A 20,311-nucleotide genomic window follows, 5' to 3' on the forward strand; every position below is an offset into this window, starting at 1 on the left:
CAGTCCTATTTGCCGGTGCCGATACGGATGCGCGGATCGAGCACGGCGAGGGCGAGATCCGCGATGAACATGCCGACCACCGTGAGGAAGGCAACGAAGAGCAGGATGAAACCCGCCAGATACTGGTCCTGGATGCGCAGGGCCTGCACCAGGATCGGGCCGATCGTGGGCAGGCTCAGCACGATCGAAACGATGGCCGAGCCCGAGACGATGCTGGGCAGGAGATTGCCGATATCGGCCACGAAGGGATTGAGTGCGATGCGGAAGGGGTATTTCAGGAGGGCACGGCCCGGCGGCAGTCCCTTGGCCTTGGCCGTGACCGTATATTGCTTGGCGAGCTCGTCGAGCAGGTTGGCACGCAGCCGCCTTATCATGCCAGCGGTGCCGGCGAGGCCGATCACCACCACCGGCACGATCATATGGCTGAGGAAGGAGCCGAGCTTGCCGAACGACCAGGGTGCATCGGTATAGTCGGGCCCGAACATGCCGCCGATCGAGATGCCGAACCAACGGTTGAGATAGAACAGCAGGGCGAGGGCGAGCAGGAAGCTGGGCGTCGCCAGGCCGATATAGCCCAGGAACGTCACCAGATGAGCGCCGACGGAATTGCGGCGGGTGGCCGAATAGATGGCGATCGGGATGGCGACGAGGTGGATGAAGACGATCACGGCCAGATTGAGCAGGACGGTCAGCAGCAGGGCGTCGCCCACTACCACCTTCACGGGCTGCTCATATTCGAACGACCAGCCCCAATGACCCTGCAGCAGGCCCTTGAAACCGTCGGGGCCGGGCAGCACGCCGAGCCAGGTGGCGTATTGGTGAAGCAGCGGCTTGTCGAGGCCGTATTGCGCCCGCATTGCCTCCGCCTTGGCGATGCTGGCCGCCTCGCCCTGGGCCCTGAGCTCGTTGATCTTGTTGGTCAGGAAGTCGCCGGGCGGCAGCTTGATCACGATGAAGATCAGAAGCGAGATCAGCAGCAGCGTCACCACCATGGTGGCGAAGCGGCGCAGCACGTAGCGCATCATGGCGTATTCCCCGTCACGACGATGTTGTCGTAGTAGAATTCATCGACGCGATAGACACCGATCAGTGCTGTCGGCTCCCAGGAAAACACAGCCTTCTTGGGGATGTTGCGGATGGCCTTGTTGACGACGATGGGCTTGAGCGCGCCCTGCACGGTGCCGATGCTGAACTGCTGGTCGGCATGAAGGGCGAGCATGTCGCGCCAGACGGCGGCTTGGGCGTTCAGTGTGGTTGCATTCATCCACTGTTCCCACAGGGACATCAACTCGACCGCTTCGGGCATGTCGGGTTTTTCACCCGCCATGCCGCCGGTTTCGGCATATTGGCCCCATTTGGGCCAGGAGTAATTGTCCTGGCGCAACGGAGCCAGGCCGTTGGGCGGCATCAGCGCGGTCGGGATGGCGTTCTCCAGGCCTTCGCTCGCCACCATCAGGGTGACGCCCGAGAAGGAACGCTTGGCAAGGTCGTTGCTGTCCTCGGCCTTCACCACCACCTTGAGACCGACATCCTGCCAGAACTCGCTGGTGATCTCGAGCGCATCGGCGATGTCGCGCGCGGTGCCGGCGACCTCGACGATCAGTTCCGCTTCCCGTCCGTCCGGCAGCAGGCGGAAGCCGGCGGCGTTGCGCTTGTTGAGGCCGGCCTCGTCCAGCAGCTTCTTGGCGAGCGCCGGGTCATAGGTGGCCCAACGCTTGCGGTCGTCTTCGCTGTAGAGCGCGCTTTCCGGCATCACGGTGTTGTTGCCCTCGATGCCGAGCCGGAACCATAGGGAATTGTTGAGCGTGTGCCGGTCGATGGCCAGCGACAGGGCGCGGCGGAAGCGCACGTCCCTCATCACGGCGCGCCAGACCGGGTCGTTGCAGGTGAGGTTGGGAAACAAGGCGAAGGCGGAGCCGCGTGCGATCGGCCAGGCCAGCGTGCGATAGGCGTGGCTGGCCTCGCCTTCCTTGAGCGTGGGAATGTCGCTGGTGCTCAGCCCCCAGGCCAGCAGATCGACCTCGCCCGCATTGGCCTTGGCGGCGAACAGTCCGCCGGACGAGATCGAGACCACGATGCGGTCGATATAGGGAAGCTGCCGCCCGCGAGGATCGACCCGGTGGAAATAGGGATTGCGCTCGAACACATATTGCTGGGCCGGCGCCTTGGTCACCACATGCCAGGGATCGAGCGTCGGCATGTCCGGGTTCGAGTTCTCATAGGGATCGTCGAGCTTGTTGTAGAGCGCAGCCCAGGACATCATCTGCCGGTCCGCGGCCATCTGGGCGAGCTTGTCCGCATCCCCATATTTCTTGTGGAACTGCTTGAGATAGTGAGCCGGCGAATAGATCCAGATCGGTCGTGGTCCCGCCAGCGACGGCAGGAAGCCCGGATTGGGCTTGGACCAGCTGTAGCGGATATGGGTGGCGTCGAGCACCTCCACCTTCGGCCTCTCGCCGTCGACCAGCATGAAGGCAGGCGGGCCGGTGGGATTGAGCTTCGAATTGAGGGCGACATCCTCCCAGTAGAAGCGGAAATCCTCGGTGGTGAAGGGGGCGCCGTCCGACCAGCGGTGGCCTTCGCGCAAGGTGAGGGTGAAGACCTTGTCGTCCTGGCTGTCGACGGCCTGCAGGATGTCCGGCTCGAGGTTGAGATGCTCGTCATAGCCGACGAGCCGGGTATAGCCGATGACGTTGATGTAGCGCAGGTCCCGGGCTTTGGACGCTAGGGTGCGGATCTCGCCGCCATAATCACCCAGGCTGCGGTTGCGGGCCAGCATGTCGGCCACCAGCGGCACCTTCGGCATGCGATCGAGCAGCGGCGGCAACTCGCCGCTGGCGATCTTGGCGACCAGGGAAGGCGGTTCGGCGGGAGCCGGCGGCGGATCCGCGATGGCAGGACCCGCCAGGAAGAAGGCGAGGCCGAGAGCGGCTGCAATGTGCTTGAGGACGGTGTTCACGCCGCTTCTCCCCTGCGCTGGTCGGCCGCGTCGGCGCCGAGGCGGACGAAATGGCGGGGCTCCACCTCCACCATGATGGGCGGCGGGGCGTTCGGAAGGATGGCGAAGGGGGCCGGCCATTTCTCGGGCTGGGAGGCATTGCCGGTCTTCAGCTTGGCGAAGTCGAGCGGGTTGGCGAGGTCGACGTCCGGAATGGCCTGCAGCAGGGCCTTGGTATAGGGATGCTGAGGCGAACGGAACAGCACCTCGCGCGGCGCCTGTTCCACGATATGCCCGCGGCACATCACGGCGATGTCGCGGGCCATGTATTCGACCACCGCCAGGTTGTGGGACACGAACAGATAGGAGACGCCGAGCGCGGCCTGCAGGTCCTTGAGCAGATTGAGGATCTGGGCCTGGACCGAGACGTCGAGGGCCGAGGTCGGCTCGTCGCACAGGATCACCTTGGGCTCCAGCGCCAAGGCGCGGGCAAGGCCGATGCGTTGGCGCTGGCCGCCCGAGAAGGAATGCGGGTAGCGACGCATATATTGCGGTTCGAGCCCGACCAGTTCGAGCAGCGACTTGACCCGCTCATGCCGTTCGTCGGCGGTACCGATGCTGTGGATCCGCAGGGGTTCGGACAGGATGTCGAACACCGTCATGCGTGGATTGAGGCTGGAGAACGGGTCCTGGAACACGAATTGGACCGAGCGGCGATAGGCCTTGAGCGCCTCGCCTTCCAGCGTGAACACGTCACGCGGGCCGCTGCCGTCGTCGAAGCGGACCTCGCCGCTGTCCGGTGCGCTGCCGGGTGCGCGCATGATCATGCGCGACAGGGTGGTCTTGCCCGAGCCGGATTCGCCGACGAGGCCCAAGGTTGTGCCGCGTTCGAGCGAGAGCGAGACATTGGTCAGCGCCTGGATCGTCTCCGCACGGCCCGACCACATGCCCGATCGCATCGTGAAGGTCTTGGAGACATTCTCGACCTGGAGGACCGGGCCGCTGCCCGCAGTGGCCGGAGCAGGTGCGGCGGCCCCGCGCGGCGGCACGGCGATTTCCCGCAGGGGCTTCAGCCTTTCGCCCGGCTTCATGTTGAAATGAGGCACGGCCCGCATCAGGGCCTTGAGGTAGTCGTGCTCCGGATGCTGGAAGATGGCATCGCGGCCGCCGAGTTCCATCACCTCGCCGCGATACATCACCACGACCTCGTCGGCCATGTTGGCGACCACGCCGAGATCATGGGTGATGAAGATCACCGCCATGCTCTGGTTCACGGCGCTCTTGGCGTCCTGGATTTCCTTGATGAGGGCGAGGATCTGCGCCTGGGTGGTGACGTCGAGCGCGGTGGTCGGCTCATCCGCGACCAGCAGGGCCGGCCGGCAGATCAGCGCCATGGCGATCATGGCGCGCTGGCGCATACCGCCCGACAGCTCGAAGGGATAGGTGGTGAGCATGCGCTTGGGATTGCGGAAATGGATCTTGGCGAAGAGATCGAGCGCCCGCTCATTCGCCTCGCGCCGGGAACAGCCCGTATGCACGATCAGGGCCTCGGTGACCTGGTCGCCGATGGTGTGCACCGGCGACAGCGAGGTCATCGGCTCCTGGAAGATCATGGCGATACGCCCGCCCCGGATGGCGCGCATTTCGGGCCCGTTCGGATTGAGCTTGACGAAATCCGTCGTCGTGCCAGTGGCAGGATCGCGAAACAGGCAGCTGCCGCCGGTGACCCGCGCCGTCTTGGAAAGCAGGCCCATGATGGCCTGGGCCGTCACCGACTTACCGGATCCGGACTCGCCCACCACCGCCAGCGTCTGCCCTTCGAAGACGTCGAAAGACACGTTCTTCACCGCATGGACCAGGCCGGTGTCGCCCTGGAAGTCTACGCTGAGGTCGCGCACGCTCAGCAACGGCTGGTTGATCATCCCCGCTCCGCAGTCTCTCCGATGCCCGTTTTCCGGTGCTTGTCGGTTGCCAGACTATTCCCACGCGCAATCGCGCGCCACTGCTATCTGGCGTGTGTATCGTTTTTCGATCCAGCGTTTCATGCAAATAACGCATGTGCCGGCAGGAAACGTATATTCGCGTGATTCTTGAGCCTCTCGAACAACCGTTCCAGAAAGCTCCAAATCCAGGCATCGTGTACGAGGTGATGCGTGAGTATGCCCAAGGGTTCGTCATGTTCAAGGGCATTGATGAACTGTGACAATACCTGAACAGGCTCCACGAGGCCGCCACCTTGTTTCCAGGCGATCGGATCGATGTGAATATTGATGGCGGTAAGATCATGCAGCCGAGCGGCAGGCCGTGGGCCGGCGACGGACAGGCCGCGAAAGCCGAGAGCGGCGAGACCGCCGATCAGTGCCGGATCGATCCGGTTCCAGGGCGGCACCAGGACGGGCAGGCAGCATGCGCCGAAGCGGGAGCGCAACGTCGAGAGGCCCTGGCCGAGCTCCGCCAGTATCTCGGCGGCAGGGCGATGGCCGAGTTCCTGCTTCTTGGCGCCGGGCGGGGCGTGATTGGCATGGGCATAGCCATGCACGAGAATGTCGACCTGCCGTTCTTCGGCGATCGCCTCGGCCAGGCTCGGCAAGACGGCGGCGGGGATGACGGCCAGCGAAAGCGGCAGGTCGTGGCGATGCGCCAGGGCAAGCAGGCGGTCGAGCGCCGGTGTGGCGGCTACCGCATCATCGTCGCGCCACCACAGGCGGACTTCGCGGCGGGTGGCCAGGGCCTCGTCGAGATGGGTCCAGGCCCCAGCCAGGTCTTCGGCTCGCTGCGCTGCCGCTTCCACGGCCCTGACGCTGCCGGCGATGCCGTCCAGCGCAAGGACCGGTGCTTCGCCCGGTGGACGCGCCAGGGCCGTTTTGACGGCTGCCGCCAGGGTGGGGCCGGAGAGATCGGCCTCGCGGACGATGCCGGCGAGGCCGAGGGCGTGGAAGCACTCGGCGCGCAGGCGCTGTTCGGCTTCCTTGCCCTGCTCGAAGGGGACGACCACCGCCGGCACGCCCGCAAGGGCGAGGTCGATCATGGTGTTGTAGCCCGCCTGGCTCACCGAGGCGGCGGCGCCCGCCAGCAAGGCGGGAAAGTCCGGCCTGGCTCGCTCGACGGTGACCCGGGGTCCGGCACTGGCCATGAGTGCCTCGAAATCAGCAGCCGCGACACCGTGCCCGACCAGCAGGCGCCAGTGCGTGGGCGTGTCGGCAAGCGCTGCAGCCTGAATGGCGGCGCGGTAGAGCGGCAGGCTGGCCGCACTGCCGCCGCCCGAAACCAGAATTTCGCCTGAGGACGCGGCCTCGACGGATGCGGCCGTGTCGGCGATGTAGCCGGTATAGGTCAGGATGCGCTCCAGCCCCAGGCTGGTCGGCCAAGAGGCCGAAAGCGGCGTGACCACGGCATCGCCATGCACCAGGACGCCGTCATAGAAGCGCGCGAGGACGGCCTCCGCCTCCTCCGCCCGGCTCGGCTTGGCCGGCGGGTTGAGGATGTCGCGGATAGAAGCGAGGATGGCCACCGGCCTGGCTCGATTGCGCGCGGCCTCGACCAAAGTACGGAATTCGGTGGCGAGCTGGCGCCGGCCGAAAGGGTAGGTTTCGGTCACGACCACGTCGGGGTCCGCGGAGGCGAGGGCAGCCAGAATGGCATCGATGCGGGCCTGGCGGACGTCCTCGCCGATTTCACGGCCATCGGAGCCGAGCAGCGTGCGGAAATCGACGCCGACGCAATGCACGGGCGGCAATTGTACGAAGGATGCCCCCTCGACCCGGATCAGGGGAGCTGGCCGGCCGCCGCTGACCAGGGTGACGCGATGGCCGGCGGCGACCAGCCCGCGCGCCAGGGCGGCCGCGCGGGCGAGATGGCCGACGCCAAGCAGATGAGTAACGAGGATGAGGACGGAGCGGCTCATGCGTCGGGCTTTTCCGGTTGGATCAGGGGCAGCAGGGCCTCGCGCAGGCGGCGGGAGGCGGAGGCGAGCGAGCGTTCCTGCCGGGCGAAGGCGAGGGCCTGGCCGGAGAAGCGCTGCCGCAGGGCAGTATCGCGCATCAGGCCGGCGAGGGAGTGGCCGAAATCGGCGGCGTCACCGGGCCTGGCCAGCAGGCCGGTCTGCCCGTCCAGTACTACCGAGCCGACGCCACCGAACTTGCCGGCGACGGAGGGGCAGCCCTGCAGCGCCGCCTCCAGGAAGACCATGCCGAAGGCCTCGTTCACCGCCGGCCAGGCGAGCAGATCGGCCTGCGCATAGAAACCGGCCAGCCCGGCACGATCGTCGATGCGGCCATGCAGGGTGACGCATTGGCCGAAGGGGGCGAACAGTGCCTCGACCTTGGCCTGGGCCGGACCATCGCCGACGATGTCGAGATGCCAGGAAAGGTCGCCATCGAGCCCGGCCAGAGCAGCCGCCAGAATCTCGTAGGACGCCAGCTTGTCGGGTTCGCGCATCATGGCGACGGTGAGAAGGCGGCAGGCAGACGACGGCGCGCCGGGTTCGGGGCGGTCTCGTTCCATGAGCGGCCAGCCGGCGGCATCGATGAAGGGCGGCAGGTCGACAAGGGCCTGGCCGACAGGCCTTGCCGCCTCCAGCATGGCCCGGTCGTTCGGATTGAGGATGAAAATGAGCGAGGCTGCGTCGAGGGCAGCTTCCGCCTGCGCATGACCGTTTGACCAGGCACCTTGGGCGCGCTTGGGCGCCCGTGACCCCTCGGCGATGACATAGGGAATGCCAAGGGCCCGGGTGATCGCCGGGCCGATAAGGTCCGGCGCCTTGTAATAGACGTGATAGGTGAACCACAGGGCCGGGCGTTCCTGTGGCTGCTCGCGATAGAGAGCAAGCAGGCGGGCCACCTCCGCCTGTGCCGGTTCTGAAAAATCCCGCCCGCCGGCGGGGTCCGCCGTCCGCAGCGTCGAGGCGATGCCGGTCTCGAAACCGGCGCCCTGCAGCGCGGCAAGAAAAAGGCGCGCCGTTTCCCGATCCCCCGACGGCACCGGGTGATCGGCTGGTTTGAGCGGGGCGTGGAAGGCGATCCGGGCCATGGGAAGCGGTGAACTGCTTGAGCGCTGTGGGAGGCCGTTCCCGCGGATGGAACAGACCCCTCCGCTTAGCCCGCGAATGTTGGCTGCACAATCCCCTGCCTTCTCCCGTGGGCTGGTGCCGGGACTATCGTTTGTCAGCGCTTTGGCGTGGTCGCAGTCTTCTCGTAGAAGAGTACCCGGTCGGCCGGCAGGAGCTGATCGAAATAATCGAAATCCCGAATATTGCTGGTGAGCACAGTCCAGCCATTCTCCACAGCCTGCAGATAGAGGCCTGCATCGTTGAGGAGAGATTGGTTCGCGCGATTGTCGACGCCAGACAAGCGGGCCACCAGGCCGGCCAGCATGCCTGCTTCACCGATTGCCGTATGGGAAGGGGACGAAAGTCGGTGACCCGGAATGCCCTCGATCGTGTACCGTATTTCGCGCAGGACGTTCCTGGTCGCCGGGTGCTTCGGGTCGAGGCGGCCGAACAGATGCGTCAATTCAGCCAAGCAGATCGTGGAGTGATTGATGATCCGCGCAGAAAGCAGATCGTCGACGCTCACTGGTGTATGGCCTTGCAGTATGTCGATATAAACGCAACTGTCGATCAGCAATTCGGTGCCGGCCGAAATCGGTGTCATGACGCTCGGCAGGTCGGCAAGGGGCCGTCGCCGGATCGTACCGGCGACACGTTGGGGTTTGACGCGCCGAAGTGCGCGCGCCAGCTCAAAATTCAAGGTCGATGTCTTTCTCGATCCGACCCTTGCGGCGGACGAGCTTAGCCCCGAAATCATCCTCGAGCGCGACCCTGGCCAGGGCGTATTCCAACAGTTCAGTGTCGGATGCGATTCCCGATTTCTCCTTGGCCGCCGCCACGAGATCACGCTGCACCCGCCCGCCGATCCGGCCATTTTCGCCGCCGAGCAACCCAAGCCGGCGCGCCGTATCAATCACCGACTGCCGCCTCGGGTTCTGGGGAAGTGTCGGGCTTTGATGGGACGATTTCAGCATTGGCGGCTCCTCGTTAGACAAAATAACAATTCTGTCTAACGAGTTCAATTGCAACCTGGCATCTTAGCGCGTGAAGCTCACCACATTGCCGGCATCGACGTTGAGGAAATTGCCGGTGGACTTGGCCGAGAGGTCCGAGGCGAAGAAGTAGACGGCCTCGGCGATGTCTTCGGGATAGACGGAGCGCTGCAGCAGGGAGCGCTTGCGGTAGAACTCCTCCAGATCGTCCTCGCCGATCTTGTTGGAGGCGGCGCGCTGCTGGCGCCATTCGCCTTGCCAGATCTTGGAGCCGCGCAGCACCGCGTCGGGGTTGACGACGTTGACGCGGATGCCGTGCGGTGCCCCCTCAAGGGCCATGCAGCGGGCGAGATGGATTTCGGCCGCCTTGGCGGTGCAATAGGCCGAGGCACCGGCCGAGGCGGAGACGCCGTTCTTGGAGGCGATGAACACCAGGGAGCCGCCATTGCCCTCGTTCTTCATCAGGCGATAGCCCTCGCGCGCCACCAGGAAATAACCGGTGGCGAGGATGGAGATGTTGCGGTTCCACAGTTCCAGTGTGGTGTCCTCGACCGCAGCGGCCGAGGAGATGCCGGCATTGTTGACCACGATGTCGATGCCGCCATAGCTGCGCGCGGTTTCCTCGAAGGCAGCGATCACGCTGGCCTCGTCGGTGACGTCCATCGCGATGCCACGCACCCTGTCCTTGCCGAACAGCTTGCCGAAATCGGCGACGGCCGCGTCGAGAGAGGCCTGGTCGATATCGGCCAGCACGGCATTGGCGCCTTCCTGCATCAGGCGGGCAGCAATCGCGCGGCCGATGCCGCCGGCGCCACCGGTGACCAGGGCGGTGCGCCCGGCCAGGCCCTTGGGCTTGGGCATGCGCTGGAGCTTGGCTTCCTCGAGCAGCCAGTATTCGATGTTGAAGGCTTCCTGCTCGGGCAGGCCGACATAGGTGTCGACGCCGCTGGCCCCGCGCATCACATTGATGGCGTTGACGTAGAATTCGGCCGCGATGCGGGCCGTCGCCTTGTCGGCGGCGAAGGAGAGCATGCCTACGCCCGGCACCAGGTAGATCACGGCGTTGGGATCGCGCATGGCCGGGGAATCGGCATGCTTGCAACGCTCGTAATAGGCGGCGTAATCGGCGCGATAGGCCTCGATCAGGCCATCGAGCGAGGCGATGGTGGCGTCGATGTCGCCGGCGAAGGGGACCACCAGCGGGCGGATCTTGGTGCGCAGGAAATGATCGGGGCAGGACGTGCCGAGCGGTGCAAGCCTGTCCAGGGCATTCGAATTGACGAATTCCAGCACTTCCGCCGCATCGGTGAAATGGCCGGCCTTGGCCTGGGCCTTGCCGATCTGGCCGCGAATGGCCGGCATCAGGCGGGTGGCGATGGCGGCGCGCTCGGCAGCGGGCAGGGACGTGGTCTTGCTGCCCTCGAAGGCTGGCTTGCTTGCCTTGGCTTCAAGCCAGTCGGCTGCCTTCTGGATGATGCGCAAGGTGAGCTGGTAGCAGGTCTTGGCGTCGTCATGCCAGGTGAACAGGCCATGCCCGCCGAGCACCACGCCGATGAGATGGGGGTTCTCGGTTGCCAGCTTGGAGAGTTTGAGGCCGAGGTCAAAGCCCGGGCGCTGCCAGGGTAGGAAGCCGATCTCGCCGCCGAAGATCTCCTGCGTCAGCTTCTCGGCGTTCTTCGAGGCGGCGATGGCGATCACGGCGTCGGGATGGACGTGGTCGACATGGATCTTCGGCACGAAGGCATGCAGGGGGGTGTCGATGGAGGCGGCGCGTGGATTGAGGTCGAAGGTGCAGTGCGGCAGGTAGCCGACCATCTCGTCCTCATGCGTCAGGCCGCGATAGAGCCCCTTCAGCGCTTCGAGCTTGTCGAGATAGAGGGTCGAGAAGCCGTCGAGCTTCATCGAGCCGATGTCGCCTCCCGAGCCCTTGACCCAGAGCACGGTGACCTCCTGGCGCGTCAGCGGATCGGTCGCTTTGACCTTGGCCGAGGTGTTGCCGCCGCCGAAATTGGTGATGCGCAGGTCCGAACCCAGCAGATTGGAGCGATAGAGCAGCTTGCCTGGTTCATCGAGGGAATTTGCGACGGCGTCGTCCCAGAGGTCTGCGAGTCGTGCGGAGGCCATGGCATGCGTTTCCTGTGTCATTGTTGCTAGACCTTATGAATGCTGTCGCTCACGGTCAATCATTATCGCTCATACGATGCGTAAAATTTGTCGTGCAGTGCAACAAATCGCTCATATCATTGACATGAATGAGCGGATGGACGAGGTTGTGAGCGAGTGGAGGGGGCATGCACGAACAGGAACGCTGGCAGGCCATCGTCAGGCTTGTGCAAGAACGCTCGGTGATCTCGGCGCGCGAACTCGCTGCCGTCACCCGGGCCTCGCCCGCAACCATCCGCCGCGACCTTACCCATCTTGCCGCCCAGGGCATGGTCCGGCGCATGCATGGCGGTGTCCGTGCGCTGGCCTCGCCGGAAGGAGCCAAGCTCGAGGCGCGGCGCTTCGGCGTCAGCCAGGCCCTCAACGCCGAGCGAAAGCGAGCGATCGCCGAGCGCGCGGCGGCCCTGTGCCGCGACGGCGAATCCATCATCATCAATGGCGGGTCGACCACCTTCCACATGGTCGAATTCCTGCGGGCCTCGCGCCTGCAGATCCTGACCAATTCCTTCCCGATCGCCGCGGCGCTGATGCAGGAGAGCGACAATCGCATCATCCTGCCCGGCGGCGAGATCTATCGCGACCAGAGCCTGATCCTCTCGCCCTTCGACGAGGATTCGATCCAGCACTATACGGCCTCGAAGATGTTCATGAGCGCGGCCTCGATCGGCCCGCTCGGCCTGATCGAGAGCGATCCGCTGATCGCACGGGCCGAAGCCAAGCTGCTCAATCGCGCCGCCGATCTCATCGTCCTGGCGGATTCCTCGAAATTCGAGCCGCGCGGCTCGATGGCGGTGGCGCCGCTTTCACGCATCCGCCGGCTGATCACCGATGACGGCATTCCGCCCGCGGCGCACGACATGCTGGCGGAGGCCGGCGTCGAGGTCGAGGTGGTCAATGTGGCAGGTTGACGACGAGTCTCCCGGTGAAATTCCTATCGGCTCGGTCTGCTGATCGAGGCTGCCAAACGAGCCACTTCGGGTGCCTTCTCGCAACAAAGTTCGCGATGCCGAGTTCGCGCTTGCGAACCCGGACCTTTGTCATTCTTCTCGTTCCTATTCCTTGCTACGCTACTTGCGCCCGCGCCCGCAGAGTTGTGGCGTCGCTCTCAAGCTGGTCGACTGCGATATCGTCGCGATAGGTTTCCGGACCCATCCATACGGCATAGGCCGTGCAAAGGCCGAGGAAGATGGAGTAAAGCGCCACCGGCCAAGACGAACCTGAAGCCCACGACACCATCAAGGTCGCCAATGCGGGGGCAGGGCCGCCGGCAAGAAGGGACCCGAGTTCGCGCGCGAAAGCGAAGCCCGAGAAGCGGCGTGCCGGTCCGAAGAGTTCGGAGAAATAGGCAGCCTGAACGCCGAACATCATACCGACCGCTATCTGCGCCAGCCAGAACGCGGCGATCGAAGCAAGGAACGATTTCGACTCGAGCAGCCAGAAAAATGGAAACGCGATGAGACACCCAAACAACGCGCCAGCGATGTAGACGGGCCGTCGGCCGATGCGATCTGAGAGTGCCGCAAAGCCGATCACGCACGCTACCTGCACGACATAGCTGGTCATCAACACGAACAAGGATTGATCCTTGGGGAACTCGAGCGTGTTCACCGCGTAGCTAAGTCCGAATACGGGGAACAGATAGCCAAACCCGTTCTCGGCAAGACGCGCGCCGAGGACGACGAAGAAGTTGCGCGGCTGCTTCGTCAGCGACTCGATGATAGGATTTTTCGACTTCTTTTCCGGCTCGGCGGCTATCTTCTCGAACACCGGTGTTTCATCGATACGGTAGCGCACGAACAAGCCGAACGCGATGATAACGATGCTGGCCAGGAATGGCAGGCGCCAGCCCCAGTCCATGAATTGCTCTTGCGGCAGTTGCGAGACGAGCCAGAACGCGCTCGATGCCAACATCATCCCGATGCCGACTCCGGCGGGTGCGAACGAGCACCAGAAGCCGCGCTTGCCGATTGGCGCATATTCGGCGAGCAGGATCACGGCGCCCGTATACTCGGCACCCGCGCCGAAACCCTGCATCAGACGCATGGTGACAAGAAGGATGGGCGCCCAGATGCCGATCTGTTCGTAAGTCGGCAGCAGACCGATGAAGACTGTGCCGATGCCGACTATCATCAGAGTGATCAGCAGCACCGGCTTGCGGCCGATGCGGTCGCCGAGATAACCGAAGAACAAGCCGCCGAAGGGGCGGGCGATGAAGCCGACGCCGAAGGTTGCGAGGGCGATCAGCGTGCCCTTGCCACCGAAATCAGCGAAAAATAGCTTGCCGAACACGAGTCCGGCGGCCGTCGCATAGATGAAGAAGTCGTACCATTCGAGTGCAGAGCCGACGCAGGACGCGACGATGACCTTGCGCGGATGCATTTCCGCCGCAGCTTTTGGCATGGAGTATCCTCCCCGGAGGCATTTGTTTTGTATCGAATGACCGGCGCCTCGTTGGACGCCGGCTGCGCTTTACGCACAAAGACACGGCACGCTTATGCTGCGCGCTCGGCCTTCTGGTCCGCCTTGGCGAAGGCGCTGACCGCGCCCGCGCTCTTCTGGGTCTTGAAGATCGACGACGCGTCCGGCGCCGGTGGCAACGGCAGGAGGACAGGTACGTCTTTCAGGCGCGGACGCATGGTCTGCTCGCCGAAGATCATCCGGCTTTGTACCGCGTCATAGACCTGGCGCTGATTCATGTTGAGGAAGGCGCCGGCGCCCCCCGCGAGTGGCCAGGCATCGGCCGCGCACATCTCATAGAAGCAGATGAGGCGCGCCCGATCCGACACGTTCGGCGCGGACCCATGCAATGTACGGCAATGATGGACCGTCATCGAACCGGCTTTGCCTGTCAGCGTGATGATCTTGTCCTTCTCGAACAGAGGATCGCTCGGATCGATTGCGCCGGCGAATACGCCGTTGACGAAGTGGCTGAGTACCGGGCCCTTGTGCGTGCCCGGTATGACGAGCAAGGGGCCGCTTTCTTCCTTGACGTCCTCGAGCATGAGGCCGATTGCCAGCACGTCATCATTGGTGTGCGGATAGAACGCCCAGTCCTGGTGCCATTCGACGGCGGCCCCGCCGCCCGGTGCCTTCGTATTGAGCTTCGAGGTCTGCAGGCGCACGGCCGGACCAAGAAGAGCTTCCAGAACCGAGCGGAATTTGCTGGATTTCAAGATGTCCCAGAATGCGGGCATCTGCATGTGCGGCATCTTGATGCGCGTCAACTTCGGATTGTCTTTCGAGTGCCCCTCATCGAGGTCGAACACCTCGTCGCTTGCCGACACGGCTCGCGATTGATCGATCTTCTCATAGGTCAGACGTCGCAGTTCTTCGAGTTCCTCACCCGTGACGACATCCTCGACAAGAATATAGCCATCGTCGTGATAGGCCTGGATTTGGTCTTCGTTGAGCATTTTTCCTCCTTGCGGCACGGCGTTTCTTCCTCGAAGGGAAGCGCCTGTTTGCGCAATCATGTTTGCGCAAACATGTTTGCGGTAACATAATCTTGAGTCAAGCGCGTTGAGTTGTGAGAGGAAAAATAATACGAGGCGGAGTCGGTCTTTGCGCGGTGATGCGCCGAAGCGGATAAAGTGAACGAAGGCGCATGGCAGCCCCCAAATCACAGCCCAACACAGAACGCAGGCTCCGCATGGACGATGTGGCGCAACGCGCCGGTGTTTCGCAGATGACCGTTTCGCGTGCGCTACGCACGCCTGAACTTGTCGCGGCGACAACGCGTGCCCGCATCGAAGCGGCGATGGCCGAACTGGACTATGTGCCAGACCTCCTGGCCGGCAGTCTTGCCGCACGGCGTAGCGGGTTGATCGCCGCGGTGGTCTCGACGTTCGAGAACGCGATTTTCTCTCAGACCATTGCGGGCCTCACGCGCTGCGCCGAAGCGGCGGGCTTTTCCATTCTGCTCGGCTCGTCGGATTATTCGGCGACCGACGAGGAGCATTTGCTGCGCGCGATCCTCGGTCGTCGTCCCGATGGAGTTGTGCTGACCGGCACGCTGCATACCCCCCGCGCACGCCGCCTGCTGAGCACAGCCGGCGTGCCCGTCGTCGAGACCTGGGAACTGCCGGCCGAGCCGGTCGACATGGCGGTCGGCTTCGACAATCCGGCTGCCGGTCGCGCAATGACGATGGCGCTGCATGGCTATGGCTATCGACGCATCGCTTTCATCGGTCCTGGTGACGAGAAGGATCGGCGCGGCCTGCAGCGACGCGAGGGCTATCGCAGTGCATTGGCGGCCCTGGGTATAGCGCCACGTGAAATTACCGTTGCCGCTGTGGTTGCCGGCATGGAAAGCGGTCCAGCGCTCCTCGATCAGTTGCTGGCTGGTTTTCCCGATACCGATGCCGTGTTTTGCTCCCTCGATGCCATTGCTGCCGGTGTGCTGCTGGCCGCGCAGCGGCGCGGCATCGAGACACCAGGAGCGCTCGCCGTCGCCGGCTTTGGTGATTTCTCGATCGCTCAACCGAGTGGCCTTGATCTCACCACGATACGCATCGCTGGGCGTGACATTGGAACACGCGCCGGCGAATTGGTGCTGGCGCGCATACGCAAAGAGACCATTCCCGTACAGATCGTCGATATCGGTTTTGAAGTGGTGCGCCGCAGTTCGGCGTAGCGGCGATTACCAAACGCTGGCGGTGCGGCGGGGATGCTCTTCGTTGGTCAAAAGGCAATCGCCCATGGCGGGCCGTTCCGGGGCAGTGCCTTCGCGGGTTCGATCCAAATGTTTGCACGACGGCATGATGTCCCCCCACCAATTCGCTTGTGTTCCGATCGAAAAGCAATGGCGCTCGGTGAAATTCGTATCAGCCCCGCCAGCCAATCGAGGTTGCCAAGCCCGGGCACCCCTTTAAGCTGAAGGCTCAGAGCAGCGGAAGGCTGCAGCATAGATCCGGGAGCGAACCGCGAGATGGGCGATCAGTATTTCATCGGTGTCGATGTAGGCACGGGGTCGGCCAGGGCCGGCGTGTTCGACGCCAGCGGCAAGCTGCTCGGTTCGGCCAAGCAGGCGATCACCATCTGGCACGAGCCCGGCGATATCGTCGAGCAGTCCTCCGAGAATATCTGGCAGGCGGTCTGCGCCTCGGTGAAGGGAGCGCTGGCCGAGGCTGCGGTCGAGCCGGGTGCCATTGCCGGCGTCGGCTTCGACGCGACCTGCTCGCTGGTGGTGGTGGGCAAGCAGGGCGAGCCGCTTTCCGTCGGCCCGTCCGACGATCCCAACCGCAACGTCATCGTCTGGATGGACCATCGTTCGCTCGACCAGACCCGGCGCATCAACGAGACCGGCGAAGAGGTGCTGCGCTATGTCGGTGGCGTGATCTCGCCGGAGATGGAGACGCCCAAGCTGCTCTGGCTGAGGGAGCACAAGCCGGAGATCTTCGCCTCGGCCGGCTATTTCTTCGACCTGCCGGATTATCTGAGCTGGCGCGCCACCGGCTCGCTGTCGCGCTCGGTCTGCACCGTCACCTGCAAATGGACCTATCTGGCGCATGAGAAGCGCTGGGACGCCGGCTATTTCCACAAGATCGGGCTGGGTGCGCTGGCCGATGAAGGCTTCGCCCGTATCGGCGACACCATCGTGGACGTCGGTTCGCCGCTGGGTTCCGGCCTGACCGAGGCGGCAGCCGCCGATCTCGGCCTGACGGTGGGCATTCCTGTCGGCGCCTCGCTGATCGATGCCCATGCCGGCGGCATCGGCACCGTCGGCGCGGCCGGCAAGGACGGCCAGAGTGCCGACGTGACGGCGCGCCTCGCCTATGTCTTCGGCACCTCGGCCTGCACCATGGCGAGCACGCGCGAGGCCGCTTTCGTGCCGGGTGTGTGGGGCCCCTATTTCTCGGCGATGGTGCCTGGCCTCTGGCTGAACGAGGGCGGGCAGTCGGCCGCCGGCGCGGCGCTCGACCATCTCCTCACTCTGCATCCCGCCTATGCCCAGGCCGTGGAGCGGGCCGAAACCGCCGGGCGCCCCCTGCTCGCCTGGCTGGAGGCGCAGGCCAATCTCGCCGGCGATGCCACCCTGGCACGCAGCATTCACGTCGTGCCCGAGTTTCTCGGCAATCGGGCACCCCATGCCGATCCCGATGCCCGTGCGGTGATCGCCGGGCTGGATCTGGAGGACGATCTCGACAGCCTGGTCAGGCTTTATGTCGCCGGGCTGTGCGGCCTTGCCTATGGCGCGCGGCAGATCGTCGAGGCCATGGCGGCCAAGGGCATCGTGCTCCAGCAGATCATCATCTCGGGCGGCGCGGCCCAGAGCCCGTTGGTCCGCCAGATCATCGCCGACGCAACCGGCATCGAGGTTGCGGTAGCCGAGACGCCGGAGCCCGTCCTGCTCGGTGCGGCCATGCTCGGCGCCGTGGCCGGCAAGGCCTATCCCGCCTTGGCCGAGGCGATGAGCGGCATGTCCGCACTCGGAGCTACCTATGCGCCCGGGCAAGGCGAGATCCGCGCCTTCCACGAGAAGAAATTCAAGGTCTATGAAGCCCTGCAGGCCGCGGGGCGCCAGGCCCGCGAACTGATGGCCTGAGGCAAGGCGATTTCGCGGTAACGCCGTGATTGCAAAGATCACGGCATGTGATGAGATGGGTGCGGTCGTGATTCGGCCGCTCTCGCTGCCGGTCCGGTCTTTCGACCGGGCTTGCGGTGTTCTTTGCCGTTTTTTGCACCATCCCCGGACGGAGTTACCATGACCGACACCTTCAGCCGCCGCCAGATCGTCACGCTGCTGGGGGGGCTGGGGTTAGCCGGCATGTCGTCCAGCGCTCTTTCGGCCCCCAGCCCGAAACCCAAGCCCAAGGCCGATCCGACGCCTGTCTTGCCGGTGACCGAGGGCAGGCTGCGCGTCGGGGTGATCGTGCCGGTCAAGGATGATCCCTTCTACAAGGCCTGCGCCGACGGAGCCCAGGAGGCCGCGACGCAGATCGGCACGCTCGATATGGCCGTGGCTGCGCCGGAAAAGCGCCTGGTGCGCGAGCAGGCCCTCTTCATCAACGGCTTCGTGAAGCAGAAGGTCGATGCCATCCTGATCAGCCCCATCGATGCCGGCCTGCTGGCGCCGCTGTGCAAGCGCGCCATGATCCGCGGCATCAAGGTGGTCTCCTTCGAGCAGGCCCTGCCGGCCAATTCGCGCATGGCCCATGTCGATCCCATCAGCAGTCGCGGCAAAGCCGAGACCTTCCTTCAGATGCTGGCCGACGATGCCAAGGATGGCGGTGACGTCGCCATCCTGGCCGGTGCGCGCAATGGCGCGGATGGACAGGGGCTGGTTTCGGAGACCATGCAGCAATGGCTCAAGCCGGCCTATGGCAAGCTCAAGCTCGCCGACACGCTCTATGACAATGACAATGAAAAGGCCGGCTATGCCGCCGCGGACTTCGTGCTGAGGCAGCGCCCCAATCTCAAGGGCCTGCTGGTCTTCAGCCCGGCGGCGCTGGTGGGGGCGGCGCAATGCGTTTCGGACAGGGGCCTTGCCGGCAAGGTCTTCGTCACCGGCTTCGGCCGGCCGGCCACGCTGAAGGCCGCGATGTCGGCCAAGGCGGTGGAATATTTCGCGACCGCCAATCCGGTGGATATCGGCTATGCCGCCATGCAGATTGCCGCGGCGCTGGCCAGGAACACCATGACCACAGGCACGGGCAGCCTGGTCACCGCAGGCCGTCTCGGCCAAATCGCGCTCGGGGAGAACAGTATCGCCACGCTGCGTCCCTTCGTGGTCGATGCCAAGAATTTCGATAAATATGCCGATCTCTATTGAGGCGTAATCCTGCGAGCCGACCATGTCCGTCACCGCCGTGCTCGATGTCGGCAAGACCAATGTGAAGCTGGTCCTGTTCGACGGCTCCGCCAGCCTCTGGCAGGCTTCGATGCCGAACCGGCCGCTGGCCGGCCCGCCCTATCCGCATGCGGATGTCGAGGCGATCTGGCGCTTCCTGATGGGAGGGCTGCGCCAGGCTGGCGCCGAGCATGCCATCGCCGACATCGCCGTCACCACCCATGGCGCTGCCATGGCCCTGATCGGTGAGGACGATCTGGCGCTGCCGGTGATGGACTACGAGTTCGAGGGCGTCGGCGAGGTCGAGGCCGAGTATGCGCCGTTCCGCCCGCCCTTTGCCGAAACCCTGTCGCCGCCGATGTCGGCGGGGCTCAATTCCGGCAAGCAGATCTTCTACCAGCAGCGGCGCCATCCCGAATCCTTCGCGCGTGTCCGGCACATCGTGCCCTATCCGCAATATTTCACCTGGCGCCTCACCGGCATCGCCCGCAACGAGGTCACCGGTATCGGCGGCCATTCCGATTTGTGGGCCGTTCGTGAAAGGCGCCTGTCCTCTCTGGTTGTCGGCTGCGGATGGCAGGCGCTGTTCCCGCCGCCCATCGCGGCCTATGACGTGCTCGGTCCGTTGCGGCCCGAGGTTCGGGCCGAGACCGGCCTGCCCGACACGGTGCGGGTGCGTGCCGGCATCCACGATTCCAACGGCTCGATCCTGCCGCATCTGATCGCCTTCGAGCCGCCCTTCACCTTGGTTTCCTCCGGCACCTGGGCGGTGATCATGGCCTTGGGCGCCGATCCCGGCCGGCTCGACGCAGCCCGGGACATGCAGGCCTATGCCGATGTCGAGGCCCGGCCGGTGCCGGCGGCCAAATTCATGGGCGGGCGGGAATATGCGGTGATCCTCGACGGTGCCTCGCCGACCTGCTCGCTTGCCGATGCCGCGGCCGTGATGGCGGCCGGTGTGCTGGCGCTGCCGAGCTTCGTGCCCAATGGCGGCCCCTTTCCGGCGCATCCCGGCGAGATCCGGGGCACGCTGCCGGCCGGCGAGGGCATGCGGGCGGCGCTTGCCAGCCTCTATTGCGTGCTGCTGACCGACTATCTCCTGGAGGCGCTCGGCGCTGTCAGCGGCCCCTTGTTGATCGAGGGCAGCTTTGCCGCCAATCCGGTCTATTGCAGCCTGCTCGCGGCGCTACGCCTGGGGCAGGCGGTCCTGCCCAGCCTCGACAGTTCAGGCACCGCCTACGGCGCCTCTCTTCTCGCGACCTGGCCCGATATGCCGGCACGCGAGCCGGCACGGCCGGCGATGGCCTATGCCGATACCGAGTCCCTGCTGGGCTACAGGGCGGCATGGCGGGCGGCGCTCCCGTCGACGGCCTGATACGAAG

Annotated in this window: 15 protein-coding genes; 5 read left to right on the top strand and 10 right to left on the bottom strand. The window is 64.8% G+C overall.

All coding sequences use genetic code 11. From position 1 onward, the window contains the following. Positions 1–5: 5 nt before the first annotated feature. From QM672_RS19040 to QM672_RS19075, 8 genes are all read right to left on the bottom strand, one after another. A complete protein-coding gene (locus QM672_RS19040; protein ID WP_367626198.1) occupies positions 6–1,025 on the bottom strand; it encodes an ABC transporter permease in 1,020 nt (339 codons plus the stop codon). After that, entirely contained in the window at positions 1,022–2,959 is a 1,938-nt protein-coding gene (locus tag QM672_RS19045) for an ABC transporter substrate-binding protein (RefSeq protein WP_415084426.1), read from the bottom strand. The genes QM672_RS19040 and QM672_RS19045 overlap by 4 nt, the downstream gene beginning before the upstream one ends. After that, on the bottom strand, positions 2,956–4,860 hold the full coding sequence (locus QM672_RS19050; protein WP_415084428.1) for a dipeptide ABC transporter ATP-binding protein: 1,905 nt from the start codon (positions 4,858–4,860) through the stop codon (positions 2,956–2,958). The genes QM672_RS19045 and QM672_RS19050 overlap by 4 nt, the downstream gene beginning before the upstream one ends. Positions 4,861–4,979: 119 nt before the next feature. Continuing rightward, positions 4,980–6,842 (bottom strand): glycosyltransferase, encoded by a 1,863-nt coding sequence (locus QM672_RS19055; RefSeq protein ID WP_415084430.1) that lies wholly within the window; start codon positions 6,840–6,842, stop codon positions 4,980–4,982. Beyond that, a complete protein-coding gene (locus tag QM672_RS19060; protein ID WP_415084432.1) occupies positions 6,839–7,966 on the bottom strand; it encodes a glycosyltransferase family 4 protein in 1,128 nt (375 codons plus the stop codon). Before QM672_RS19060 ends, QM672_RS19055 begins: the two co-directional genes overlap by 4 nt. 134 nt (positions 7,967–8,100) lie before the next feature. Next, positions 8,101–8,685 carry a hypothetical protein gene (locus QM672_RS19065; protein WP_311934561.1) on the bottom strand — a complete coding sequence of 195 codons (585 nt, stop codon included), beginning with the start codon at positions 8,683–8,685 and terminating at the stop codon, positions 8,101–8,103. Continuing rightward, positions 8,675–8,959, bottom strand: coding sequence for a hypothetical protein (locus QM672_RS19070; RefSeq protein WP_311934562.1), 285 nt, complete (start codon positions 8,957–8,959; stop codon positions 8,675–8,677). Before QM672_RS19070 ends, QM672_RS19065 begins: the two co-directional genes overlap by 11 nt. A 63-nt stretch (positions 8,960–9,022) precedes the next feature. Next, a complete protein-coding gene (locus QM672_RS19075; protein WP_415084435.1) occupies positions 9,023–11,101 on the bottom strand; it encodes a bifunctional rhamnulose-1-phosphate aldolase/short-chain dehydrogenase in 2,079 nt (692 codons plus the stop codon). 167 nt (positions 11,102–11,268) lie between these two features. Here QM672_RS19075 and QM672_RS19080 point away from each other — a divergent pair, with 167 nt between their 5' ends. Beyond that, the gene (locus QM672_RS19080) at positions 11,269–12,048 is read left to right on the top strand and encodes a DeoR/GlpR family DNA-binding transcription regulator (RefSeq protein WP_367626192.1); all 780 of its coding nucleotides are present in this window, start codon (positions 11,269–11,271) and stop codon (positions 12,046–12,048) included. A gap of 154 nt (positions 12,049–12,202) precedes the next feature. Here the strand turns inward: QM672_RS19080 and QM672_RS19085 are convergent, their stop codons facing one another. Next, on the bottom strand, positions 12,203–13,540 hold the full coding sequence (locus QM672_RS19085; protein WP_311934565.1) for an MFS transporter: 1,338 nt from the start codon (positions 13,538–13,540) through the stop codon (positions 12,203–12,205). Positions 13,541–13,632: 92 nt separating this feature from the next. Next, a complete protein-coding gene (locus QM672_RS19090) occupies positions 13,633–14,613 on the bottom strand; it encodes a phytanoyl-CoA dioxygenase family protein (protein ID WP_415084438.1) in 981 nt (326 codons plus the stop codon). Between the two features lie 176 nt (positions 14,614–14,789). Between QM672_RS19090 and QM672_RS19095 the strand changes: the two genes are divergently transcribed. The 4 genes from QM672_RS19095 to QM672_RS19110 all read left to right on the top strand — a co-directional run bounded on the left by QM672_RS19095 (position 14,790) and on the right by QM672_RS19110 (position 20,304). Next, positions 14,790–15,773, top strand: a complete 984-nt coding sequence (locus QM672_RS19095; RefSeq protein ID WP_311934567.1) for a LacI family DNA-binding transcriptional regulator — start codon at positions 14,790–14,792, stop codon at positions 15,771–15,773. A 294-nt stretch (positions 15,774–16,067) separates the two neighbouring features. Further along, entirely contained in the window at positions 16,068–17,684 is a 1,617-nt protein-coding gene (locus QM672_RS19100) for an FGGY-family carbohydrate kinase (protein WP_415084440.1), read from the top strand. Between the two features lie 159 nt (positions 17,685–17,843). Beyond that, the gene (locus tag QM672_RS19105) at positions 17,844–18,911 is read left to right on the top strand and encodes a substrate-binding domain-containing protein (RefSeq protein ID WP_415084442.1); all 1,068 of its coding nucleotides are present in this window, start codon (positions 17,844–17,846) and stop codon (positions 18,909–18,911) included. 22 nt (positions 18,912–18,933) lie between these two features. After that, on the top strand, positions 18,934–20,304 hold the full coding sequence (locus QM672_RS19110) for an FGGY-family carbohydrate kinase (protein ID WP_415084444.1): 1,371 nt from the start codon (positions 18,934–18,936) through the stop codon (positions 20,302–20,304). Positions 20,305–20,311 lie beyond the last annotated feature (7 nt).

It is taken from the genome of Labrys sp. (in: a-proteobacteria), from assembly GCF_047605565.1.
Classification (GTDB): domain Bacteria; phylum Pseudomonadota; class Alphaproteobacteria; order Rhizobiales; family Labraceae; genus Labrys; species Labrys neptuniae.

Excerpts from the sequence above, each read along its gene's own strand:
- QM672_RS19040 (WP_367626198.1), bottom strand. The coding sequence starts at position 1,025 with ATGATGCGCTACGTGCTGCGCCGCTTCGCCACCATGGTGGTGACGCTG.
- QM672_RS19050 (WP_415084428.1), bottom strand. The coding sequence starts at position 4,860 with ATGATCAACCAGCCGTTGCTGAGCGTGCGCGACCTCAGCGTAGACTTC.
- QM672_RS19055 (WP_415084430.1), bottom strand. The coding sequence starts at position 6,842 with ATGAGCCGCTCCGTCCTCATCCTCGTTACTCATCTGCTTGGCGTCGGC.
- QM672_RS19060 (WP_415084432.1), bottom strand. The coding sequence starts at position 7,966 with ATGGCCCGGATCGCCTTCCACGCCCCGCTCAAACCAGCCGATCACCCG.
- QM672_RS19070 (WP_311934562.1), bottom strand. The coding sequence starts at position 8,959 with ATGCTGAAATCGTCCCATCAAAGCCCGACACTTCCCCAGAACCCGAGG.
- QM672_RS19075 (WP_415084435.1), bottom strand. The coding sequence starts at position 11,101 with ATGGCCTCCGCACGACTCGCAGACCTCTGGGACGACGCCGTCGCAAAT.
- QM672_RS19080 (WP_367626192.1), top strand. The coding sequence starts at position 11,269 with ATGCACGAACAGGAACGCTGGCAGGCCATCGTCAGGCTTGTGCAAGAA.
- QM672_RS19085 (WP_311934565.1), bottom strand. The coding sequence starts at position 13,540 with ATGCCAAAAGCTGCGGCGGAAATGCATCCGCGCAAGGTCATCGTCGCG.
- QM672_RS19090 (WP_415084438.1), bottom strand. The coding sequence starts at position 14,613 with ATGATTGCGCAAACAGGCGCTTCCCTTCGAGGAAGAAACGCCGTGCCG.
- QM672_RS19095 (WP_311934567.1), top strand. The coding sequence starts at position 14,790 with ATGGACGATGTGGCGCAACGCGCCGGTGTTTCGCAGATGACCGTTTCG.
- QM672_RS19100 (WP_415084440.1), top strand. The coding sequence starts at position 16,068 with ATGGGCGATCAGTATTTCATCGGTGTCGATGTAGGCACGGGGTCGGCC.
- QM672_RS19105 (WP_415084442.1), top strand. The coding sequence starts at position 17,844 with ATGACCGACACCTTCAGCCGCCGCCAGATCGTCACGCTGCTGGGGGGG.
- QM672_RS19110 (WP_415084444.1), top strand. The coding sequence starts at position 18,934 with ATGTCCGTCACCGCCGTGCTCGATGTCGGCAAGACCAATGTGAAGCTG.